The organism is Pandoraea pulmonicola, assembly GCF_000815105.2.
Classification (GTDB): Bacteria; Pseudomonadota; Gammaproteobacteria; order Burkholderiales; family Burkholderiaceae; genus Pandoraea; species Pandoraea pulmonicola.
The window spans coordinates 1761562-1778635 of record NZ_CP010310.2 but is presented as its reverse complement, the minus strand read 5'-3'; the positions used below and the strand labels follow the sequence as shown (position 1 = coordinate 1778635).

The 17074-nt window shown below is 66.6% G+C and carries 13 protein-coding genes; 8 read left to right on the top strand and 5 right to left on the bottom strand.

The features are described 5' to 3' along the window. Positions 1–89 precede the first annotated feature (89 nt). Entirely contained in the window at positions 90–2741 is a 2652-nt protein-coding gene (hpnN, locus tag RO07_RS07745; protein ID WP_039409524.1) for a hopanoid transporter HpnN, read from the bottom strand. Between the two features lie 335 nt (positions 2742–3076). Here hpnN and RO07_RS07740 point away from each other — a divergent pair, with 335 nt between their 5' ends. The 5 genes from RO07_RS07740 to RO07_RS07720 all read left to right on the top strand — a co-directional run bounded on the left by RO07_RS07740 (position 3077) and on the right by RO07_RS07720 (position 8380). Then, positions 3077–3730, top strand: coding sequence for an MlaC/ttg2D family ABC transporter substrate-binding protein (locus RO07_RS07740; protein WP_039409521.1), 654 nt, complete (start codon positions 3077–3079; stop codon positions 3728–3730). 350 nt (positions 3731–4080) lie between these two features. Then, the gene (gene ispH, locus RO07_RS07735; RefSeq protein WP_039409519.1) at positions 4081–5040 is read left to right on the top strand and encodes a 4-hydroxy-3-methylbut-2-enyl diphosphate reductase; all 960 of its coding nucleotides are present in this window, start codon (positions 4081–4083) and stop codon (positions 5038–5040) included. A gap of 23 nt (positions 5041–5063) precedes the next feature. Next, the gene (gene hpnH, locus RO07_RS07730) at positions 5064–6185 is read left to right on the top strand and encodes an adenosyl-hopene transferase HpnH (protein WP_039409517.1); all 1122 of its coding nucleotides are present in this window, start codon (positions 5064–5066) and stop codon (positions 6183–6185) included. Further along, the gene (hpnA, locus tag RO07_RS07725) at positions 6186–7181 is read left to right on the top strand and encodes a hopanoid-associated sugar epimerase (RefSeq protein ID WP_039409515.1); all 996 of its coding nucleotides are present in this window, start codon (positions 6186–6188) and stop codon (positions 7179–7181) included. After that, positions 7178–8380 (top strand): glycosyltransferase, encoded by a 1203-nt coding sequence (locus tag RO07_RS07720; RefSeq protein WP_039409511.1) that lies wholly within the window; start codon positions 7178–7180, stop codon positions 8378–8380. The genes hpnA and RO07_RS07720 overlap by 4 nt, the downstream gene beginning before the upstream one ends. A gap of 123 nt (positions 8381–8503) precedes the next feature. On the opposite strand, the gene RO07_RS07715 is transcribed toward RO07_RS07720, so the two are convergent. From RO07_RS07715 to hpnD, 4 genes are all read right to left on the bottom strand, one after another. Then, positions 8504–9220, bottom strand: a complete 717-nt coding sequence (locus RO07_RS07715) for a phosphorylase (protein WP_052267111.1) — start codon at positions 9218–9220, stop codon at positions 8504–8506. 8 nt (positions 9221–9228) lie between these two features. Then, a complete protein-coding gene (gene shc, locus RO07_RS07710; RefSeq protein WP_052267547.1) occupies positions 9229–11193 on the bottom strand; it encodes a squalene--hopene cyclase in 1965 nt (654 codons plus the stop codon). 186 nt (positions 11194–11379) lie between these two features. After that, complete coding sequence (gene hpnE, locus RO07_RS07705) at positions 11380–12633, bottom strand: hydroxysqualene dehydroxylase HpnE (protein ID WP_039409509.1); 1254 nt, start codon at positions 12631–12633, stop codon at positions 11380–11382. Next, positions 12633–13481, bottom strand: a complete 849-nt coding sequence (gene hpnD / locus RO07_RS07700; RefSeq protein ID WP_115088873.1) for a presqualene diphosphate synthase HpnD — start codon at positions 13479–13481, stop codon at positions 12633–12635. The genes hpnE and hpnD overlap by 1 nt, the downstream gene beginning before the upstream one ends. Positions 13482–13721: 240 nt before the next feature. On the opposite strand from hpnD, the gene hpnC reads away from it, so the two are divergent. The 3 genes from hpnC (at position 13722) to RO07_RS07685 (ending at position 17062) form a co-directional block, all read left to right on the top strand. Beyond that, a complete protein-coding gene (gene hpnC, locus RO07_RS07695; protein ID WP_039409507.1) occupies positions 13722–14576 on the top strand; it encodes a squalene synthase HpnC in 855 nt (284 codons plus the stop codon). Between the two features lie 198 nt (positions 14577–14774). After that, positions 14775–15779 (top strand): DMT family transporter, encoded by a 1005-nt coding sequence (locus RO07_RS07690; protein ID WP_237171397.1) that lies wholly within the window; start codon positions 14775–14777, stop codon positions 15777–15779. A 119-nt stretch (positions 15780–15898) separates the two neighbouring features. Beyond that, positions 15899–17062 carry an NAD(P)H-dependent flavin oxidoreductase gene (locus tag RO07_RS07685; RefSeq protein ID WP_039409505.1) on the top strand — a complete coding sequence of 388 codons (1164 nt, stop codon included), beginning with the start codon at positions 15899–15901 and terminating at the stop codon, positions 17060–17062. The last annotated feature ends 12 nt before the right edge of the window (positions 17063–17074 follow it).

Sequence of the window (17074 nt, the reverse complement as noted above, 5' to 3'; positions counted from 1 at the left end):
TCTGACGGCGGCGTTCGCTGGCGGCAACGAGAAACGGCACCTTTCGGTGCCGTTTCTCGTTGAGCGCGCTCGCCGGATTACCCGCGGACTTACTTCATCGACTTGGGTGGCTTGAGCAGCGCCGCGCTCTTGTCGCGCGGTTTGCCCATGAGCACCGGCTGGAAGAACACCGCGCCGATGAGCGTACAGACCAGCGAGAGCGCCAGCAGCTTGCCCATGCTCGACGTGCCGGGGTGGTGCGAGAGCCAGAGGCTGCCGAACGCGATACCGGTGGTCGCGGCCGAGAGCACCACGGCCTGCGTGAGGCTCGACTCGAGCAGACGAGTCTGCCCGTGGCGCCAGGCGATCACGTAGTAGATCTTGAACGCCACCCCCACCCCCAGCAACAGCGGCAGCGCGATGATGTTCGCGAAGTTCAGCGGCAAACCGATGAGCACCGTGATTTCGAGCGTCACCGCCGCCGACACCAGCAGTGGCACGAGCGTGCGCAGCACGTCGCCGAAGTTGCGCAGCGCGAGCCACAACAGCACGGTGATCGAGAGCAGCGCCCAGAGACCCGCTTCGATGAAGGCACGAATGATGGTGTCTGCCGAGCGCAGAATCGAGATCGGTCCGCCCACGGCGTCGGGCGTCGTCTCCAGCACGGCGGCACTGAACTTGCGCAGCATGGCGTCGTCGCCCGGATCGGCGCCCTTCGCCACGCGCGGCGAAATGTTCACGAGCGCGCGCCCATCGGCCGACACCCATTGCGAGACGATTTCCTTGGGCAGCGTCTCGCGCGTGATCGGGCTCGGCCGCAACGCGTCGCGCAACTGCGCCAGCGCGAGCTTCAGCGGCTCGGCAATGGCGCGATCGGCGCGATCGCGCGTCGCCGCATCCGCCGCGGCGAGCTTGCGCAAGGCCGTCGCCAGGCGCTGCGCTTCCTTCGCCCCTTCGCCCGGATAGTCGACGGCGGCGTCTTCCAACTGCCCGGCCGTGGTCTTGAGCGAGGACACGCGCACGGCGTCGGGCACCGGCGGCAGCGGCGTCTGCGGGAGCAGGGGCAGCAACGATGCCGCCGCCGTGCCGATCTGCGCGAGCTTGGCCGGCTGGTTCGACGGCATGAACGTCGTGAGCGTCACCACGCGCCCCACTTCCGGCACGGCGCGCAGCTTCGCGGCGTCGGCGTCGGCGGCGTCGAGATCCGGCGCGAGCAACTGCACGTCGTTCACCCCGGCCTCGGGCGAGTTGGCCAGATCGAGCAGCGCGGCCATCGACTCGGTGTGCGGATCCTTCAAATGCAGGGGGTTGAAGTCGAAATGCAGCCGTGCGAGCAGCGGCAGGCCGGCGATCACCAGCGCGAGCGTGCCGTACAGCAACGGCTTGCGGTACTTCTCGGTGAAATCGTCCACCGGCCCGAGACTGCGAAAGCCCGGCGGGCTCGGTTCGCCCTTCGGCTTGAACACGCTGATGAGCGCCGGCAGCAAGGTGATCGCGGACGGGAACGCCACGCACAGAATCCCCACGCCCGCGATGAGTCCCAGCTCGGACACGCCGCGATAGGCCGTGGGCAGGAACGAGAAGAAGCTGGCCGCCGTGGCCGCCGCGGCGAGCGACAGCGGCATCGCGATGGCGCGGCCCGCACTCGCGAGCGCGCCGCGCAGAACTTCCGCTTCCGAGGTCTCGCCGACCTTGTCGAGCCGATGGCGCTCCTCGCGATAGCGCACACCGAACTGAATCCCGAAGTCCACGCCGATGCCGACGAACAGCACGGCGAAGGCCACCGAAATCATGTTGAGCGCGCCGACCATCATCAGGCCCAGGGCGAACGTCACGGCCAGCCCGGCCAGCAGCGTGATGAACACGGCGAGAATCATCTTCCCCGAGCGCACCGCCAGCCACAGCACGACCAGCACAGCGAGCAGCGTGATGACGGCGTTCGGACCGGCATCCTCGCGCACGGAGGCGAACTCCTCGTCGGAGAGCGGGCGCGGACCCGTCAGACGCACCGTCGCGCCGTAGCGCTCGGCGAGCTTCAGATCGATGACGGCCTGGCGAATGCGTGTGGCGGCATTCGCGCCCGCTTCGAGCGCCGCGTAGTCGAGCACGGGCTGCACGAGCACGAAGCTGCGCGCAGCGGTGCCAGGCGCCACGAGCGCGCGCCACGACATGCCTGCGGGACGCCCCGCGAGCACGTCCTCGGTCGTGTCGGCCGCGCGACCAAGCAGGCGCGACATGTCGGAGAGCTTCACCTGACCGGTCAGCAACGGCGTCTGCAAGGTGACCGAGAGCAAGCCCGACAGACCGTTCAGGCTCGGATCCTGCGCGAGACGGCCGATGAGCGGCTTGGCGTCTTCGAGCTTGCCGGTGAGCGACTTCACGTCTTCCAGCGAGGCGAACAGCAGCGCATTGTGCGCGAAGAACTCGCCGGCGCCGGGACGGCTCACGGCACGGAACACGTCTGTCTCGCTTGCCAGCCTCGCGGCGAGCTCGGCGGCGGCCCGGTCCGCGAACTCCACGGCCGGGGCCTGCACCACGGCGAGCGTGACGTCGGCCTTTTGCGGGAAGGCGCGATCGATCTCGCGGCCGCGCTCGGCGGCAGGCGTATTCGAATCGATCAGGCTCGAAACATCGGTGTTGATGGCGAAGTGCTTGGCGACGTACACACAACTCGCAATCACGAGCAGGAGCGAAGCGAAAATGACCGGGTACGCGTGCTTCGCCGAAAAACGGACGATGCGCACGACGAGCGAACTCAGCATGTAACGGTTCCGGAAGAGAGTGACGGCAAAAGAGTGCGGCTGAGGGGCGGCGTCAACGGGTAAAGGACAAAAGGTAAAGGGTAAAGGAGCGGGCGAGGCCCGTCACCGGAACTATCGCCGCCTGCGGCACGAAAATGTAACCAAACGCCACACACTGGGCGCCTCGGGGAACCAACGGGGGACGAAATCCGTCGACCGGAAGTTGGCCACCCGTGCGCAAAAAGTGCGGAAACGGTGAATTTTCGAAACCGCAGCAGTATACAGGGGCCACATGAGGGTCGCGTGGACTACACTACGGCCTACCCCGATTTACACCAACGACGACAATGCTGGGTATGAACAAATTTCTAGTGACGGCGGCCGCTGCCGCAACTTTGGGCGGTATTGGCAGCGTGAGCCTCGTATCGAGCGCCTGGGCACAGGCGAGCGCCAATCCCAACGAAATGGTGAAGACTGCCGTCGAGACGGTCGTCAAGGCGGCCAAGGCCGATCCGGCCGCGCGCAACGGCGACGCCGCCGCGACCGCCCACATCGTGGCACGCGACTTCCTGCCGTACACCGACTTCCGCCGCACCACGCGCTACGCCGTGGGACCGAAGGTCTTCGATGCGGCCACGCCCGCCCAGCAGCAGCAGGTCTTCGAGCAGTTCCAGCAATTGCTCGTGAACACCTACGCGCTGCAGCTCATGCAGGTGCGCGGCAACGACCTCTCCTTCAAGTTCGAGCCGGCCAAGCTCACGCCGAACAGTACCGACGCCGTCGTGGGCGCCTCGGTGCGCGGCATCGGCGACAACCTGTCGGTGGCCTATCGACTCGCAAAGACCGATAAGGGCTGGAAGATCTACGATATCAACATGATGGGCGAGAACGTGGCCGATGCCTGGCTCATCCAGCTCTACCAACCGCAGTTCAAGGCACGCATCACCCAGGGCGGCATCGACGGCCTGATCGCCTACCTGCGCGAAAAGAACGAGCGTTTCGGCAAGTAAAATCAAGGACTTGGGCGCGGATGGCCCAATCGGCGCCATCGACCACGGCGGTTGCCACCACGCCGCGAGTGGTTTTATGGTGGAATCGGCACCGTTTCGGGTAGGATGCGCGCCGATTCGTCAACATTTTTGCAACAGCGACTGACGTTCTCCTACAGGGGTTCGTCAGCAACAATTGGCCGCGCCGGTTACAATCGTCGCTTGTCAAACGACCGGACGACGGTCCCCCCGAAGGTGCGCCCGACTTGCCATCTCCCATGGCACCGGGCGGTCCGTGAATTTCGTGCAACGACACGGCATGGACAACCGATTGAGACCGTCATCCCGGCCGACCTGAGCCGGAGAGCTGAATGCAAGTCATCCTTGCCCAACCCCGCGGGTTTTGTGCGGGTGTCATACGTGCCATCGAGATCGTGGAGCGTGCCCTGGAAAAATACGGCGCCCCGGTCTACGTGCGCCATGAGATCGTCCACAACAAGCATGTGGTCGATTCGCTCAAGGCCAAGGGTGCGCGCTTCATCGACGAGTTGTCCGAAGCCCCCGCGGGCGCTGTAACCATTTTCAGCGCCCATGGCGTCGCACGCGTCGTCGAACAGGAAGCGCAGACGCGCGGGCTCAAGGTGCTCAACGCCACCTGCCCGCTCGTTACCAAAGTGCACATCCAGGGCAAGAACTACGTCTCGGCCGGACGCGAAGTGATCCTGATCGGTCACGCCGGCCACCCCGAAGTCGAAGGCACGATGGGCCAGATCGATGGCCCCGTGCATCTCGTGCAGACCGAGACGGACGTCGACGCGCTGCCGCTCGCCGTCAATACGCCGGTGTCCTACGTCACGCAGACCACGCTGTCGGTCGACGAGACTCGCGGTATCATTGCTGCGCTGCAGCGTCGCTTTACCAATATCGTTGGCCCGAACACCAAGGACATCTGCTATGCCACGCAGAACCGCCAGACCGCCGTGCGCGAGCTGTGTGAACGCGTGGACGTGCTGCTCGTGGTCGGGGCGACAAACAGCTCGAACTCGAACCGCCTGCGTGAAATCGGCTCCGAGATGGGGCTGCCGAGCTACCTCGTGGCCGATGGCTCCGAGGTCAGAGCGGAATGGGTGCGCGGCCAGGCCCGCATCGGCATCACCGCCGGGGCGTCCGCCCCCGAGCGCATGGTCGAAGACGTGATCGACGCGCTGCGTCGCATCGACACGGTCGAAGTGACTCTCATGGACGGCATCGAGGAAACCATCCAGTTCCGCTTGCCGTCGGAATTGACCCAAAACGAGCCGGTCGCCGCGCAACACGCGGTTGCTGGCTGACGCAACACGAACAGGAGCCGAACTTGGCCATCCCTTTCCTGCAACAGGCGTATGTTGGCGCCTATCTGATGAAGCAGCGCTTCAAGGGCAACAAGCGTTACCCGCTGGTGCTGATGCTCGAACCGCTGTTCCGCTGCAACCTCGCCTGCTCGGGCTGCGGCAAGATCGACTACCCGGACCCCATCCTGAACCAGCGCGTCTCGCTCAAGGAATCGCTCGATGCGGTCGACGAGTGCGGCGCGCCGGTGGTTTCCATCGCCGGCGGCGAACCGCTGCTGCACAAGGAAATGCCGCAGATCGTCAAGGGCATCATCGAGCGCAAGAAGTTCGTCTACCTGTGCACGAACGCCCTGCTGCTCGAGAAGAAGATCGACGACTACGAGCCGAGCCCGTTCTTCGTCTGGTCGATCCACCTCGACGGCGATCGAGAAATGCATGACGCGGCGGTCTCGCAGGAGGGCGTGTACGACCGTGCCGTGTCGGCCATCAAGCTGGCGAAGTCGCGCGGCTTCCGCGTGAACATCAACTGCACGCTGTTCAACAACGCCGATCCGGAAAAGGTCGCCAAGTTCTTCGATTCGACGAAGGACCTGGGTCTCGACGGCATCACCGTGTCGCCAGGCTACGCCTACGAGCGCGCCCCGGATCAACAGCACTTCCTGAACCGCTCGAAGACCAAGCAGTTGTTCCGCGACATCCTCAAGCGCGGCAACGGCGGCAAGAACTGGACGTTCAGCCAGTCGAGCCTGTTCCTGGACTTCCTCGCCGGCAACCGCTCGTATCACTGCACGCCGTGGGGCAACCCGACGCGCACCGTGTTCGGCTGGCAGCGTCCGTGCTACCTGCTGGGCGAAGGCTACGCAAAGACTTACACCGAGTTGATGGAAACCACCGACTGGGACAAGTACGGCGTGGGCAACTACGAAAAGTGCGCCGACTGCATGGTGCACAGCGGCTTCGAAGCCACGGCGGTCAACGAAACGATGTCGCATCCGCTGCGCGCGCTGGGCGTGGCGCTCAAGGGCGTGCGCACCGAAGGCCCGATGGCCGAGGACATCTCGTTCGCCAAGCAGCGGCCGGCCGAGTACGTCTTCTCGAAGCACGTCGAGATCAAGCTCGACGAACTGCGCCGGGCCAAGGCATAAATGCCGTCGCGTGTGCTGGTGACCGGCGCCTCCGGGTTCGTCGGTTCCGCGGTGGCACGCACGGCGCTCGCACGCGGTCACGAGGTTCGCCTGCTGGTGCGCGGCACCAGCCCCCGGGGGAACCTCGCCGACCTGCCTGTCGAGGTCGTGGAAGGCGACATGCGCGACGCCGCGTCGATGCAGCGCGCGCTGGACGGGGTCGACGCCCTGCTCCACGTCGCCGCCGACTACCGCCTGTGGGCGAAAGATCCCAACGACATCATGCGTGCCAACATCGACGGCACGCGCACGGTGATGGAAGCGGCCCTGCGCGCCGGCGTCCGGCGCGTGGTGTACACGAGCAGCGTTGCCACGCTGCGCGTGCACGACGCCACCGGTCCCGTCGACGAAACCTCCCCGAACGACGAAGCCACGACCATCGGCGTGTACAAGCGCAGCAAGGTCGCGGCCGAGCGTCTCGTCGAGCGGATGGTCGCCAACGACGGCCTGCCCGCCGTGATCGTCAATCCGTCCACGCCGATCGGGCCGCGCGACATCAAGCCCACGCCGACGGGACGCATCATCGTCGAGGCGGCGCAAGGCAGGATTCCGGCCTTCGTCGATACGGGACTCAACCTCGTGCACGTCGATGACTGCGCCGAGGGCCATCTCCTCGCGCTCGAGCGCGGCCGCATCGGCGAGCGCTACATTCTCGGCGGCGACGACGTCCTGCTGCGCGACATGCTGGCGACGATCGCCGGGATGGTGGGACGCAAGGCGCCGACCATCGCCCTGCCGCGCTGGCCGCTGTATCCGCTCGCGATGGCCGCGCAAGGCGTGGCGCGCTTCACCGGCAAAGAGCCGTTCGTCACGGTCGACGGCCTGAAGATGTCGCGCTATCACATGTTCTTCTCCTCCGAAAAGGCGAAGCGCGAACTCGGCTACACCGCCCGCCCCTATGCCGACGGCCTGCGCGATGCGCTCGCCTGGTTCGGTTCCGCCGGATATCTGTCATGACTGTTTTGGCCTGGATCGCCGCGCTCTCGCTGGCCATCTGGATCTATCTGCTGAGCTCGCAAGGCGGTTTCTGGCGTGCGCGCGAGCGCGACGACCTGGACGAAGACCGCCTGCCGGCGCCCGACGTCTGGCCGTCCGTGGCCGTGGTGATTCCCGCGCGCAACGAAGCGGAATCCATCGCACAGGTGGTCGAGTCGCTGTGCCGCCAGGATTATGCGGGCCGCTTGCGGATCGTCGTCGTCGACGATCAGAGCAGCGACGGCACGGCCGAACTCGCGCGCGAGGCTGCGCGGCGTGCGGCAGCCGACGGCTTCGCACGGCGCGTGGACGTGTTGAGCGGCCAGCCGCTCCCAGGCGGCTGGACAGGCAAGATGTGGGCGATCCGCCAGGGTGTCGCGTTCGCGAGCGATCCCGCCACGAACGACGATGGCGTCGCTCCCGAGTACCTGTTGCACACCGACGCCGACATCGCGCATACGCCCGAGAACGTGCGTCGCTTGGTCACGCGCGCCACGGGCGACAACCGCGTGCTCGTCTCGCTCATGGCGAAGCTGCGCTGCACGGCGTGGTTCGAGCGCACGCTGATCCCTGCGTTCGTCTTGTTCTTCCAGATGCTCTATCCGTTCGCGTGGGTCAACGATCCGAAGCGTCGCATGGCCGCCGCCGCCGGCGGGTGCATGCTGATTCATCGCCGGTCCCTCGAGGCCGGCGGCGGAATCGAGGCGATCCGCGACGAGATCATCGACGACTGCGCCATGGGACGCCTGCTCAAGAAGCAAGGCGCGATCTGGCTGGGGCTCACCGAACGCGCGATGAGCGTGCGTCCGTACGACAACCTCGGCGAGATTCGCAAGATGGTTTCGCGCACGGCCTACGCGCAGTTGCAATACTCGCCGGTGTTGCTCGCCGGGACCATCGTCTCGCTGCTGCTCACGTTCATCGTGCCGCCGGCGATGACGCTCTTCGCGTCGGGCATTGCGCAGTGGCTGGGGTTGTTCGCGTGGCTCGCGATGACGCTGTCGTACCTCCCGATGCTGCGTTTCTACCGCCAGCCGTCGAGCTTCGGCCCGTTCCTGCCGGTGGTTGCCGCGCTCTACACCGTCTTCACGTTCGACTCGGCGCTGCAGCACTGGCGTGGACGGGGCGGCATGTGGAAGGGGCGTGCTCAGGCACGCGGGCAGCAATCGTCGGACGCCTGAACCGCCGCGATATCCCGGCTGCCACGGCAATTGCAACCGGAGCCGAAAAAAATGCCAGCCTGTCTTCGCGACACGCTGGCATTTTGTTAGCCGGACGCCGGGACGTTGCGCCCATCAACGTCGTCAGATACCCGCTGTCTGCGCTCCGAATCCCGCACCGAGACGCAGCGAGATGACTTGACGCCCGGCCTGCATCGCACGCTTTGCACGGCTCGCGTCCTGCCCCACGCGCAGCAGCGCCGGCAGTTGCCACGGATTCCCGGCGAGCGAACGCAACACGCCCAGAATGTCCGCCGATCCGTCGGCACGCATGCCGGCCAGCGCCGCCGGCGGCAAGGACCGCTCCGCAGGATCGATCACCACGCGTGCGGCCACGAACGGCAACCCGTGCGCCTGCGCGACGCGCGCCACGATATGCGACTCCATATCGGCCGCCGCCGCACCGCTCGCGCGCGCGAGCGCGGCCTTGTCGTCGGCCGTGACGACAGGCGCCGTCACGCCGGCCAGATCGGCCCGCAGCGCGCCGGGCATGGCGCGGCGCAAGGTTTCCGCCCAGGCTATATGGGTGACATGGGTGATATGGGCAACGTATTCGCCGGAGGACGCTTGCGGCATATCGAGCACCTTGTGCGCGATGATCCACTGCCCCGGCTTCGCTCCCGGGATAAGGCCACCCGCCGTGCCGAAGCTCACGAGCCCGCGCGCGCCATGCTGCGCAATCGCCGCCTCGAGTTCCGCCGAGAGCGTGGCGTTCTGCGCACAGACGACGTGCACGCCGTCGCCACGCGCGATGCGGGCTTCGAACGGCATGCCGGTCACGACGAGGATGGGCGCGCTCATACGATCCCTTACATGCCGCAGGGCACGGGGCAATCGTTGCGCACCGTGAGGTTGCGGTAACGCGCAAGCGCCCACAGCGGGAAGAACTTGCGATAGCCGTGGTAGCGCAGATAGAACACGCGCGGGAAGCCCGTCGCCGTGTAGAGTTCCTCGTCCCACAGACCTTCGTCGTTCTGCGTGTTGAGCAGGTAATCGACGCCGCGCTTGACCGCCGGATGCTCGACCTTGCCTGCCGCCATCAGGCCCAGCAGCGCCCAGGCCGTCTGCGACGACGTACTCGGTGCGGCTTCATAGCCCTTGTACTCGAGCTTGTAGCTGTCGCCGTCCTCGCCCCAGCCGCCATCGGCGTTCTGGATCGAGATGAGCCACTGCGCCGCCTTGGCCATCGCGGGGTGTTCCGGATGCAGGCCGGCGGCCTGCAAGCCGCACAGCGCCGACCACGTGCCGTACACGAAATTCATGCCCCAGCGGCCGTACCAGCTGCCGTCCGGTTCCTGATCGTCGAGGATGTACTTGAGCGCCAGTTCGGCCGAAGCGCGACGCGCCGGCGATTGCGGCAGTTGTGCGAGCATCGACAGGCAGCGGGCCGACACGTCCACCGTCGGCGGGTCGAGCAGCGCCCCATGGTCGGAGAACGGAATATTGTTCAAATACAGATGCGTGTTCTCCGGCTCGAACGCGCCCCAGCCGCCATTGCGACTCTGCATGCCGATGACCCACTCGGTGCCCCGGTCGATGGCATGGCGCATCGGACGCGAGCTCTCGTCGACCTTGTCGCCCTCGAATTTGCCCGCGAGCTTTTCGTAGCGATCCATGGCCATCGCCACGACGGCCGTATCGTCCACGTCCGGATAGTGCGGATTGGCGAACTGGAAGGCCCAGCCGCCCGGACGCACGTTCGGACGACGCGAGATCCAGTCGCCGCGCACGTCGAGAATCTGCAGCGGAATGAGCCATTCCAGCCCCTTGCCGGCCATCTCGATGGCGCGCTTGTCGCCCGTCTCGAGCAGCGCGTGCGCCGACAGCGCGGTGTCCCACACGGGCGACAGGCATGGCTGCACGTACGTCTCGTGGTCGGCCGGCGTGACCAGCTTCTCCACCGACTTGCGCGCAATCGCCCGGCTCGGATGATCTTCCGGATAGCCGAGCACGTCATACATCATGACCGCGTTGGCCATCGCCGGATAAATCGCGCCCAGCCCGTCTTCGCCATTGAGACGCTCTTCGACGAACTCGACGGCACGCCGGACGGACTTCTCGCGCAACTTCTTCGGGAAAAACGGGTCGAGCGCGCGCAGCACATGGTCGACGCCGGCAAAGAACGTGAACCAGAAGCGGCTCTGATGCGGGGCGCGCTTGGGCGGACCGACATCCTTCGGGCTACCGATGAACAGTTCGTCGATGCCCACGCCCTTCGGGTTGCGCGCGCGCGGACGCTTGGCTTGCAGCACCAGCAGCGGCACGATCACCGTACGGGCCCAGTACGACACCTTCGAGAGATGGAACGGGAACCACTTCGGCAGCAGCATGATTTCGACGGGCATCATCGGCACCGCCTTCCACTCCACCACGCCGTACAGCGCGAGCAGAATTCGCGTGAAGACGTTGGAATTCTGCGCCCCGCCACGCGAGAGGATGGCTTCGCGCGCACGCACCATGTGTGGGGCGTCGATCGGCTCGCCGATCATCTTGAGCGCGAAATAGGCCTTCACGCTCGCGCTCATATCGAACTTGCCGTTATGGAACAGCGGCCAGCCGCCATGCTCGCCCTGGATGCGACGCAGGTACGCCGCGATCTTCGCTTCGAGCTCGGCGTCGATCTTCTCGCCGAGATGATGACGGAGCAGCACGTATTCGGCCGGAATGGTCGAATCGGCTTCGAGTTCGAAGAGCCAGTGACCGTCGTCCTGTTGCAGGTCGAGCAGCGCCGTGATCGAGCGTTCGATGCCGCTCTCCAGCGTCTGCGTGGCCATTGCCGTGCTCACCTTCTGAGCGAGCTCGGTATGCAGTTTGAGGTCCACGGCCGTGGCAGTGGCCGTGCGTCGCGCTTCCTTGTCGGAAGCATCGCGTATCGTGTCCATGACGTTCTTGCCCGTTCAAAGGCGAGTGAGCGGCGCCGGTTGCACGCCGCGGAAAACAAAGACTTCAGAACAATGACTTCAGGCCGGACGAAGTTCGTCGGCCGCCTGGTTGCCGCTGCGCAGCGCCCCTTCGATGGTCGCGGGCAGCCCGGTGGCCGTCCAGTCTCCGGCCAGCATGAGATTGTGCCAGCGCGTTTTGGTGCCGGGGCGGCGTTTGTCCTGCGCCGGCGTAGCTGCAAACGTGGCGCGCTTCTCGCGCACCAACTGCCACACCGGCATCGGCGTGGCCGGAACCCGGCAGGCGCGTGCGACCTCTTCCCAGATATGAAGCGCGAGCGATTCGCGCGATTCGTCGAGCAGATGGTCTGCGCCGCTGATCGTCACCGACAGACGGTCCTCGAACGCGAAGATCCAGTCGCTCACGCCATTGACCACGCCGATCATCGGCGGACAGCCCGCCGGCGGCGGCACCTGGAAGTGCGCGTTGACGATGGCGCGGTATTCGTCCGGCGTCGTCAGTCCGGGCACCAGCGAGGCTGCAACGTTCGGCGGCACCGCAAGGACAACGGCATCGTCGGCCGCGAGCCTTCGCGGCCCGTCGCCGAAGTCGATCGATTCGACGCGGCTGCCGTCGGCCGCATAGCCCAGTGCCCGCACCCGGTGCTGCATCATCACCTGCGCGCCCTTCGCTTCCAGGAACGCCAGCGCCGGCGTGACGAACGACACGTCGAGCCCGTCGCTCGCGATGAGCGGATGGCACGCCTTGCCGCCTGCGGCCAGCGTCTCGCGGATAACAGCGCCAGCCATCCGTGCCGAGCCTTCCGCCGGATCGGCATTGAGCACGGCCAGGAACAGCGGGTGAATCAATCGCTTGTACAACGTTGGCGGGCAACGCATGGCGTCGGTCATCGTCGCCTCGGGGCCGGCGCGCAGCAGCGGCGCGAGCGAGAGGTAGTCCGACCATTTCGTGCCGGGCACGCGCGCGCTCCGGTCGAAAATCCACCACGGCAGGCGCCCTTCGGACAGGCGCACCGTCCAGCGTTCGTCGCTGTCGAGATCGACGAAAGCGAACTCGGCGCGGCCCGGGCCGGTGAGCGTGTGTTCCGAGCCGATGACGCGCGTGAATTCGCGCATCGTCGTGTTGCCCGAGAGCACCAGGTGATTGCCGTTGTCGATCACGGCATTCAGTTGACGATCGAAGTACGAACGGCAACGCCCGCCCGCCTGTGGCGCCGCTTCGTGCAGCACGACGGGGACACCGCGCGAGGCGAGCCGGACCGCGGCAGCCAGGCCTGCGAGGCCGGCGCCGATCACATGAACCGTGCCCGCCATCAGAAGACCATCTGCCGCAGCAGCATCAGAATCAGGCGCCAGCGCGGCACGCGCACGCGCTCTCGCGGCACGGCGAAGCCGCGCGCAATGAGCTTGTCGAGAATCGCGCCATAGGCCCGCGCCATCACGGCCGGCGCGACGACCACGCGACGCGGATGTCGCGCCATGATGGCGTGCGCCCTGGCGTAGTGCTCACGCGCTTGCGCGACGAGCGGTGCGCAGGCGCGATCGAGCCCGGCGGCGGCGACCCTCTCGGGCGTCGCGCCGACGATACCGGCGTCCGCCAGCGTCTCGCGCGGCAGGTAGACGCGCCCGATGGCGGCGTCTTCGTCGATATCGCGAAGAATGTTGGTGAGTTGCAGCGCGCGGCCCAGGTGATGGGACAGATCGATGCCGTCCTGTTCGGGCATGCCGAAGACCTTGACCGAGAGTCGGCCGACGGCGCTCGCCACGCGATCGCAATAAAGATCGAGCGTGGGCAGATCGGGGGCGACGATGGGGCCGCAGGCGTCCATTTCCATGCCGTCGATGACCGCGAGGAAATCCTCGTGCTCGAGCCCGAACTGCTTGACGACCCGCGCGAGATTCGCGAGCGACGGCGCGGGACGACCGTCGTAGAGATCGGCCAGATCGCGGCGCCAGCCAGCCAGGCGCGCCATGCGGCTCGCCGACGTGTCGTCGCCATCGTCGGCAATATCGTCCACGGCGCGGCAAAAGGCATAGATCTCGAACATGCCTTCGCGCTGCGCGGGCGGCAGAATACGCATGGCAGCATAGAAACTGCTGCCCGAGGCCACGCGAGCGCTGCTTTGCTCAGGCGAAATATCGATCGGTTCGGCGACGCTCACGAGGCTCCTCGTCGTGCAGGGGAACGGGGTGACACCACGGAAAAACTCTGGGGATTCTTGCAAGAAAGGGAGTATACCGGGGATTGGCGCGACTTTCCCGCCAGAATTGGGAACGATAGCATAGAATCTCGGGGCGCTCAGCGCAGCCCCGGGCGGTTTTTCGGTGGCCTTTTGCCTGTTTTTCGCCCGTCGCGCGGCCCGATGGCGCTGCGGCGACGTTGCCTTCATTGAATCAGCCCGATGACTTCCGACGCCAAGATCGAGCACTACGAGAACTTCCCGGTCGCCAGCCTTCTGTTGCCGCCCGAAATGCGCGCGCCGGTCGGCGTGATCTACAACTTCGCACGCACGGCCGACGACATTGCCGACGAGGGCGATGCCACCAACGCCGAGCGCCATGCCGGCCTCGCGGCGTACCAGGCCGAACTCGACAGGATCGCCGCCGGCCAGCCGACGTCGCAGGACAAGCCGCTGTTCGCCGCGCTCGCGCGGGTCATCGCGCAGCACAGGCTCCCGGTGCAGCCGTTCTCCGATCTGCTCTCCGCGTTCGACCAGGACATCGAGGTCAAGCGCTACGCCACGTTCGCCGATCTGCGCGACTACACGCGTCGCTCGGCCGATCCGGTCGGGCGCATCATGCTCGGTCTGTTCAAGCTCGACACGCCCGAGAACATCGCGTGCTCGGACGACATCTGCTCGGCGCTGCAACTGATCAACTTCTGGCAGGACGTGGCGGTGGACTGGCGCAAGGCGCGTGTGTATCTGCCGCAGGACGACATGGCGCGCTTCGGCGTGAGCGATGCCGACATCGGCAAGCAAACCCTCGACGATCGCTGGCGCGCCCTGATGCGCTACGAAGTCGACTTCGCACGACAGATGATGTTGCGCGGCGCACCGCTGGCCAACCGGGTGCCGGGCCGCTTCGGGCTCGAGCTGTGCTGCGTGGTGCATGGCGGCTTGCGCATTCTTGACATGATCGAAGCCGCCGACTACGACGTCTTCCACCATCGCCCGCAGCTCGGCAAGTCCGATGGCGTGCGCGTCTTCCTGCGCGGCCTCGGCATGAAGCTGAGCGGCCGCCCGCCCAAAGCCTGAACACGGCGCGAACGCCAGACGCCGGACGCTACGTGGCACCAACGATTGCGTCGCGTCTGGCGCTTCTCCCCCCTCCACGCCTGCTCTAACCTGTCGGAACCGCGTCATCCGCTCCCCGACCGCGCTCGCCCGGCCTCACCGAACGGAACGCCCGTCCCTCTCTCCACGCCGTCCATGCCGTTCCGGGAGTCCGCGCACGTGAACCTACCCAACAGTCTTCAGCACGCCGCCTCGCGTCGCTCGCCCGTGCGCTCGCATGCGGGCCTGCTCTTCGCCATCGTGATCGTGACGTGGGGCGTGAACTGGCCGGTGAGCAAGGCGCTGCTCGCGCACGTCTCGCCTTGGTGGAGCGCGGCGTTGCGCGCGACCATCGGCATGCTGACGCTGTTCGTCATCTGCGCGCTCACGCGGCGGCTCGTGCTGCCGCGCCGTGGCGACTGGCCGGTGATCCTGAGCGTCGGACTGCTGCACATGACGGCGTTCTCCCTGCTCGTGGCGCTGAGCCTGCAATACGTCAGCGCGGGCCGCTCGGCCGTGCTCGCCTACACCACCCCGCTGTGGGTGATGCCCGCCGCGCGGCTCTGGCTCGGCGAGACGCTCACGCCGCAGCGCCTGCTCGGCCTTGCGTGCGGCCTCGTCGGGCTCGGGGTGATGTTCAACCCGCTGGCGTTCGACTGGCGCGACGGCAACGCGATCTTCGGCAACGCGCTCGTGCTGGTGTCGGCCTTCGTGTGGGCGATGGCCATCGTACATATGCGGGCGCACCGCTGGGTCAACGGGCCGTTCGAGTTGAGCCCGTGGCAATTACTGCTCGCGAGCGTGGTCATGTGCACATTGGCTGCCGTGGTCGACGGGGCGCCGCGCGTGACCGGCTGGGCCGGGTTCTCCGGGTTGCTCGCGTATGGCGGAATCGGCGGCGGCGGTATCGCATACTGGCTGGCCGGTATCGTCACGCGTCAATTGCCCGCCGGCGTGACGTCGCTGGGGCTGCTGGGCGTACCGGTGGTCGGCACGCTGGCGTCGGCGCTCATGCTGCGGGAATCGCTCGGTGCGGACGTCTGGATGGCGCTTGCCCTTATCGTTGGCGGCATCGCCCTCGGCACCGTGCCGTCGAATGGGCGGTCGAATGGGCGGTCGAAAGTGGCGTCGGCGGCGTCGGCGGCGTCGACTGCGACGTCATGTCGCACGGGCGACCCCGCCTGAGCGCCCGGCGCACTTGACCCATCGCAAGGATCGTTCGTCGGGCCGGTGTCAGACTGCCGTTCACGTATGCGCAAGCGCGAAGCAAGCGGCCTGCGCAAACTTCGACGAACGGAATAGACATGGAAGAGCAATGGCTGACGCTGGCCGGCCGCCGGCTGGTGCCGGTGGTACAGGGCGGCATGGGAATCGGTATCTCCGCGCACCGCTTGGCGGGCGCCGTGGCGCGCCACAACGGCATGGGCACGATCGCCAGTATCGATCTGCGCCACCATCACCCCGATTTGCTCGCGCAGGTGGAAGGCAGCCGCGACAAGGCAGCCATCGAAGCGGTCAATCTGATCGCTCTCGATCGGGAAATCCGGGCGGCAAAAACGATTGCGGACGGCCATGGACTCGTGGCGGTAAATGTCATGAAGGCGGTGAGCGCACATGCGTCACTGGTGCGTCAGGCATGCGAGAGCGGGGCCGAGGCCATCGTCATGGGCGCGGGGCTGCCGCTCGATCTGCCGGAACTCACGGCATCGCATCCCCACGTCGCGCTGATCCCGATCCTGTCGGATTCGCGCGGTGTGAGTCTCGTGCTGCGCAAGTGGATGAAAAAGGGCCGACTGCCCGACGCCATCGTCATCGAACATCCGGCGCATGCGGGCGGGCACCTTGGCGCGTCGCGCATCGAGGATCTCGGCGACGCCCGCTTCTCGTTCGAGCGCGTGCTCGCGGAGTGCCGCGAGATTTACGCGACGCTCGGCATCGACTGGGCCAGCGTGCCGCTTATCGTGGCCGGCGGCATCCATCGGCATGAGCAGGTTCGGCACTGGCTCGCGCGAGGTGCGGCCGGGGTCCAACTCGGCACGGCGTTCGCCGTTACGGAAGAATCGGATGCCCATCCGGCGTTCAAGCAAGTGCTCGCGAGCGCGCGCCCTGAGGATATTGCCGAATTCACCAGCGTGGCGGGATTGCCGGCGCGCGCCGTGCTGACGCCCTGGCTCAGGAAATACCTGTCACGAGAGACGGCACTGCAGGCGAAGGCGAAGGTCCGCGCCTGCCTGGAGGGATTCGACTGCCTGCAGGCATGCGGGCTGCGCGACGGCGTCGCGCGCATCGGGCAGTTCTGCATCGACCTGAAGCTCGCGCAGGCCGTGCGTGGCGACGTGGCGCGCGGCCTGTTTTTCCGCGGCCGCGACCCGCTGCCGTTCGGCGAGCGCATACGCCCGGTGGCCGACCTCATGCGCTATCTGCTCACAGGAGAGCGACCGGAAGAAGGAGGTGCCGCGGCGACGTAGCGCTGCGCGGCA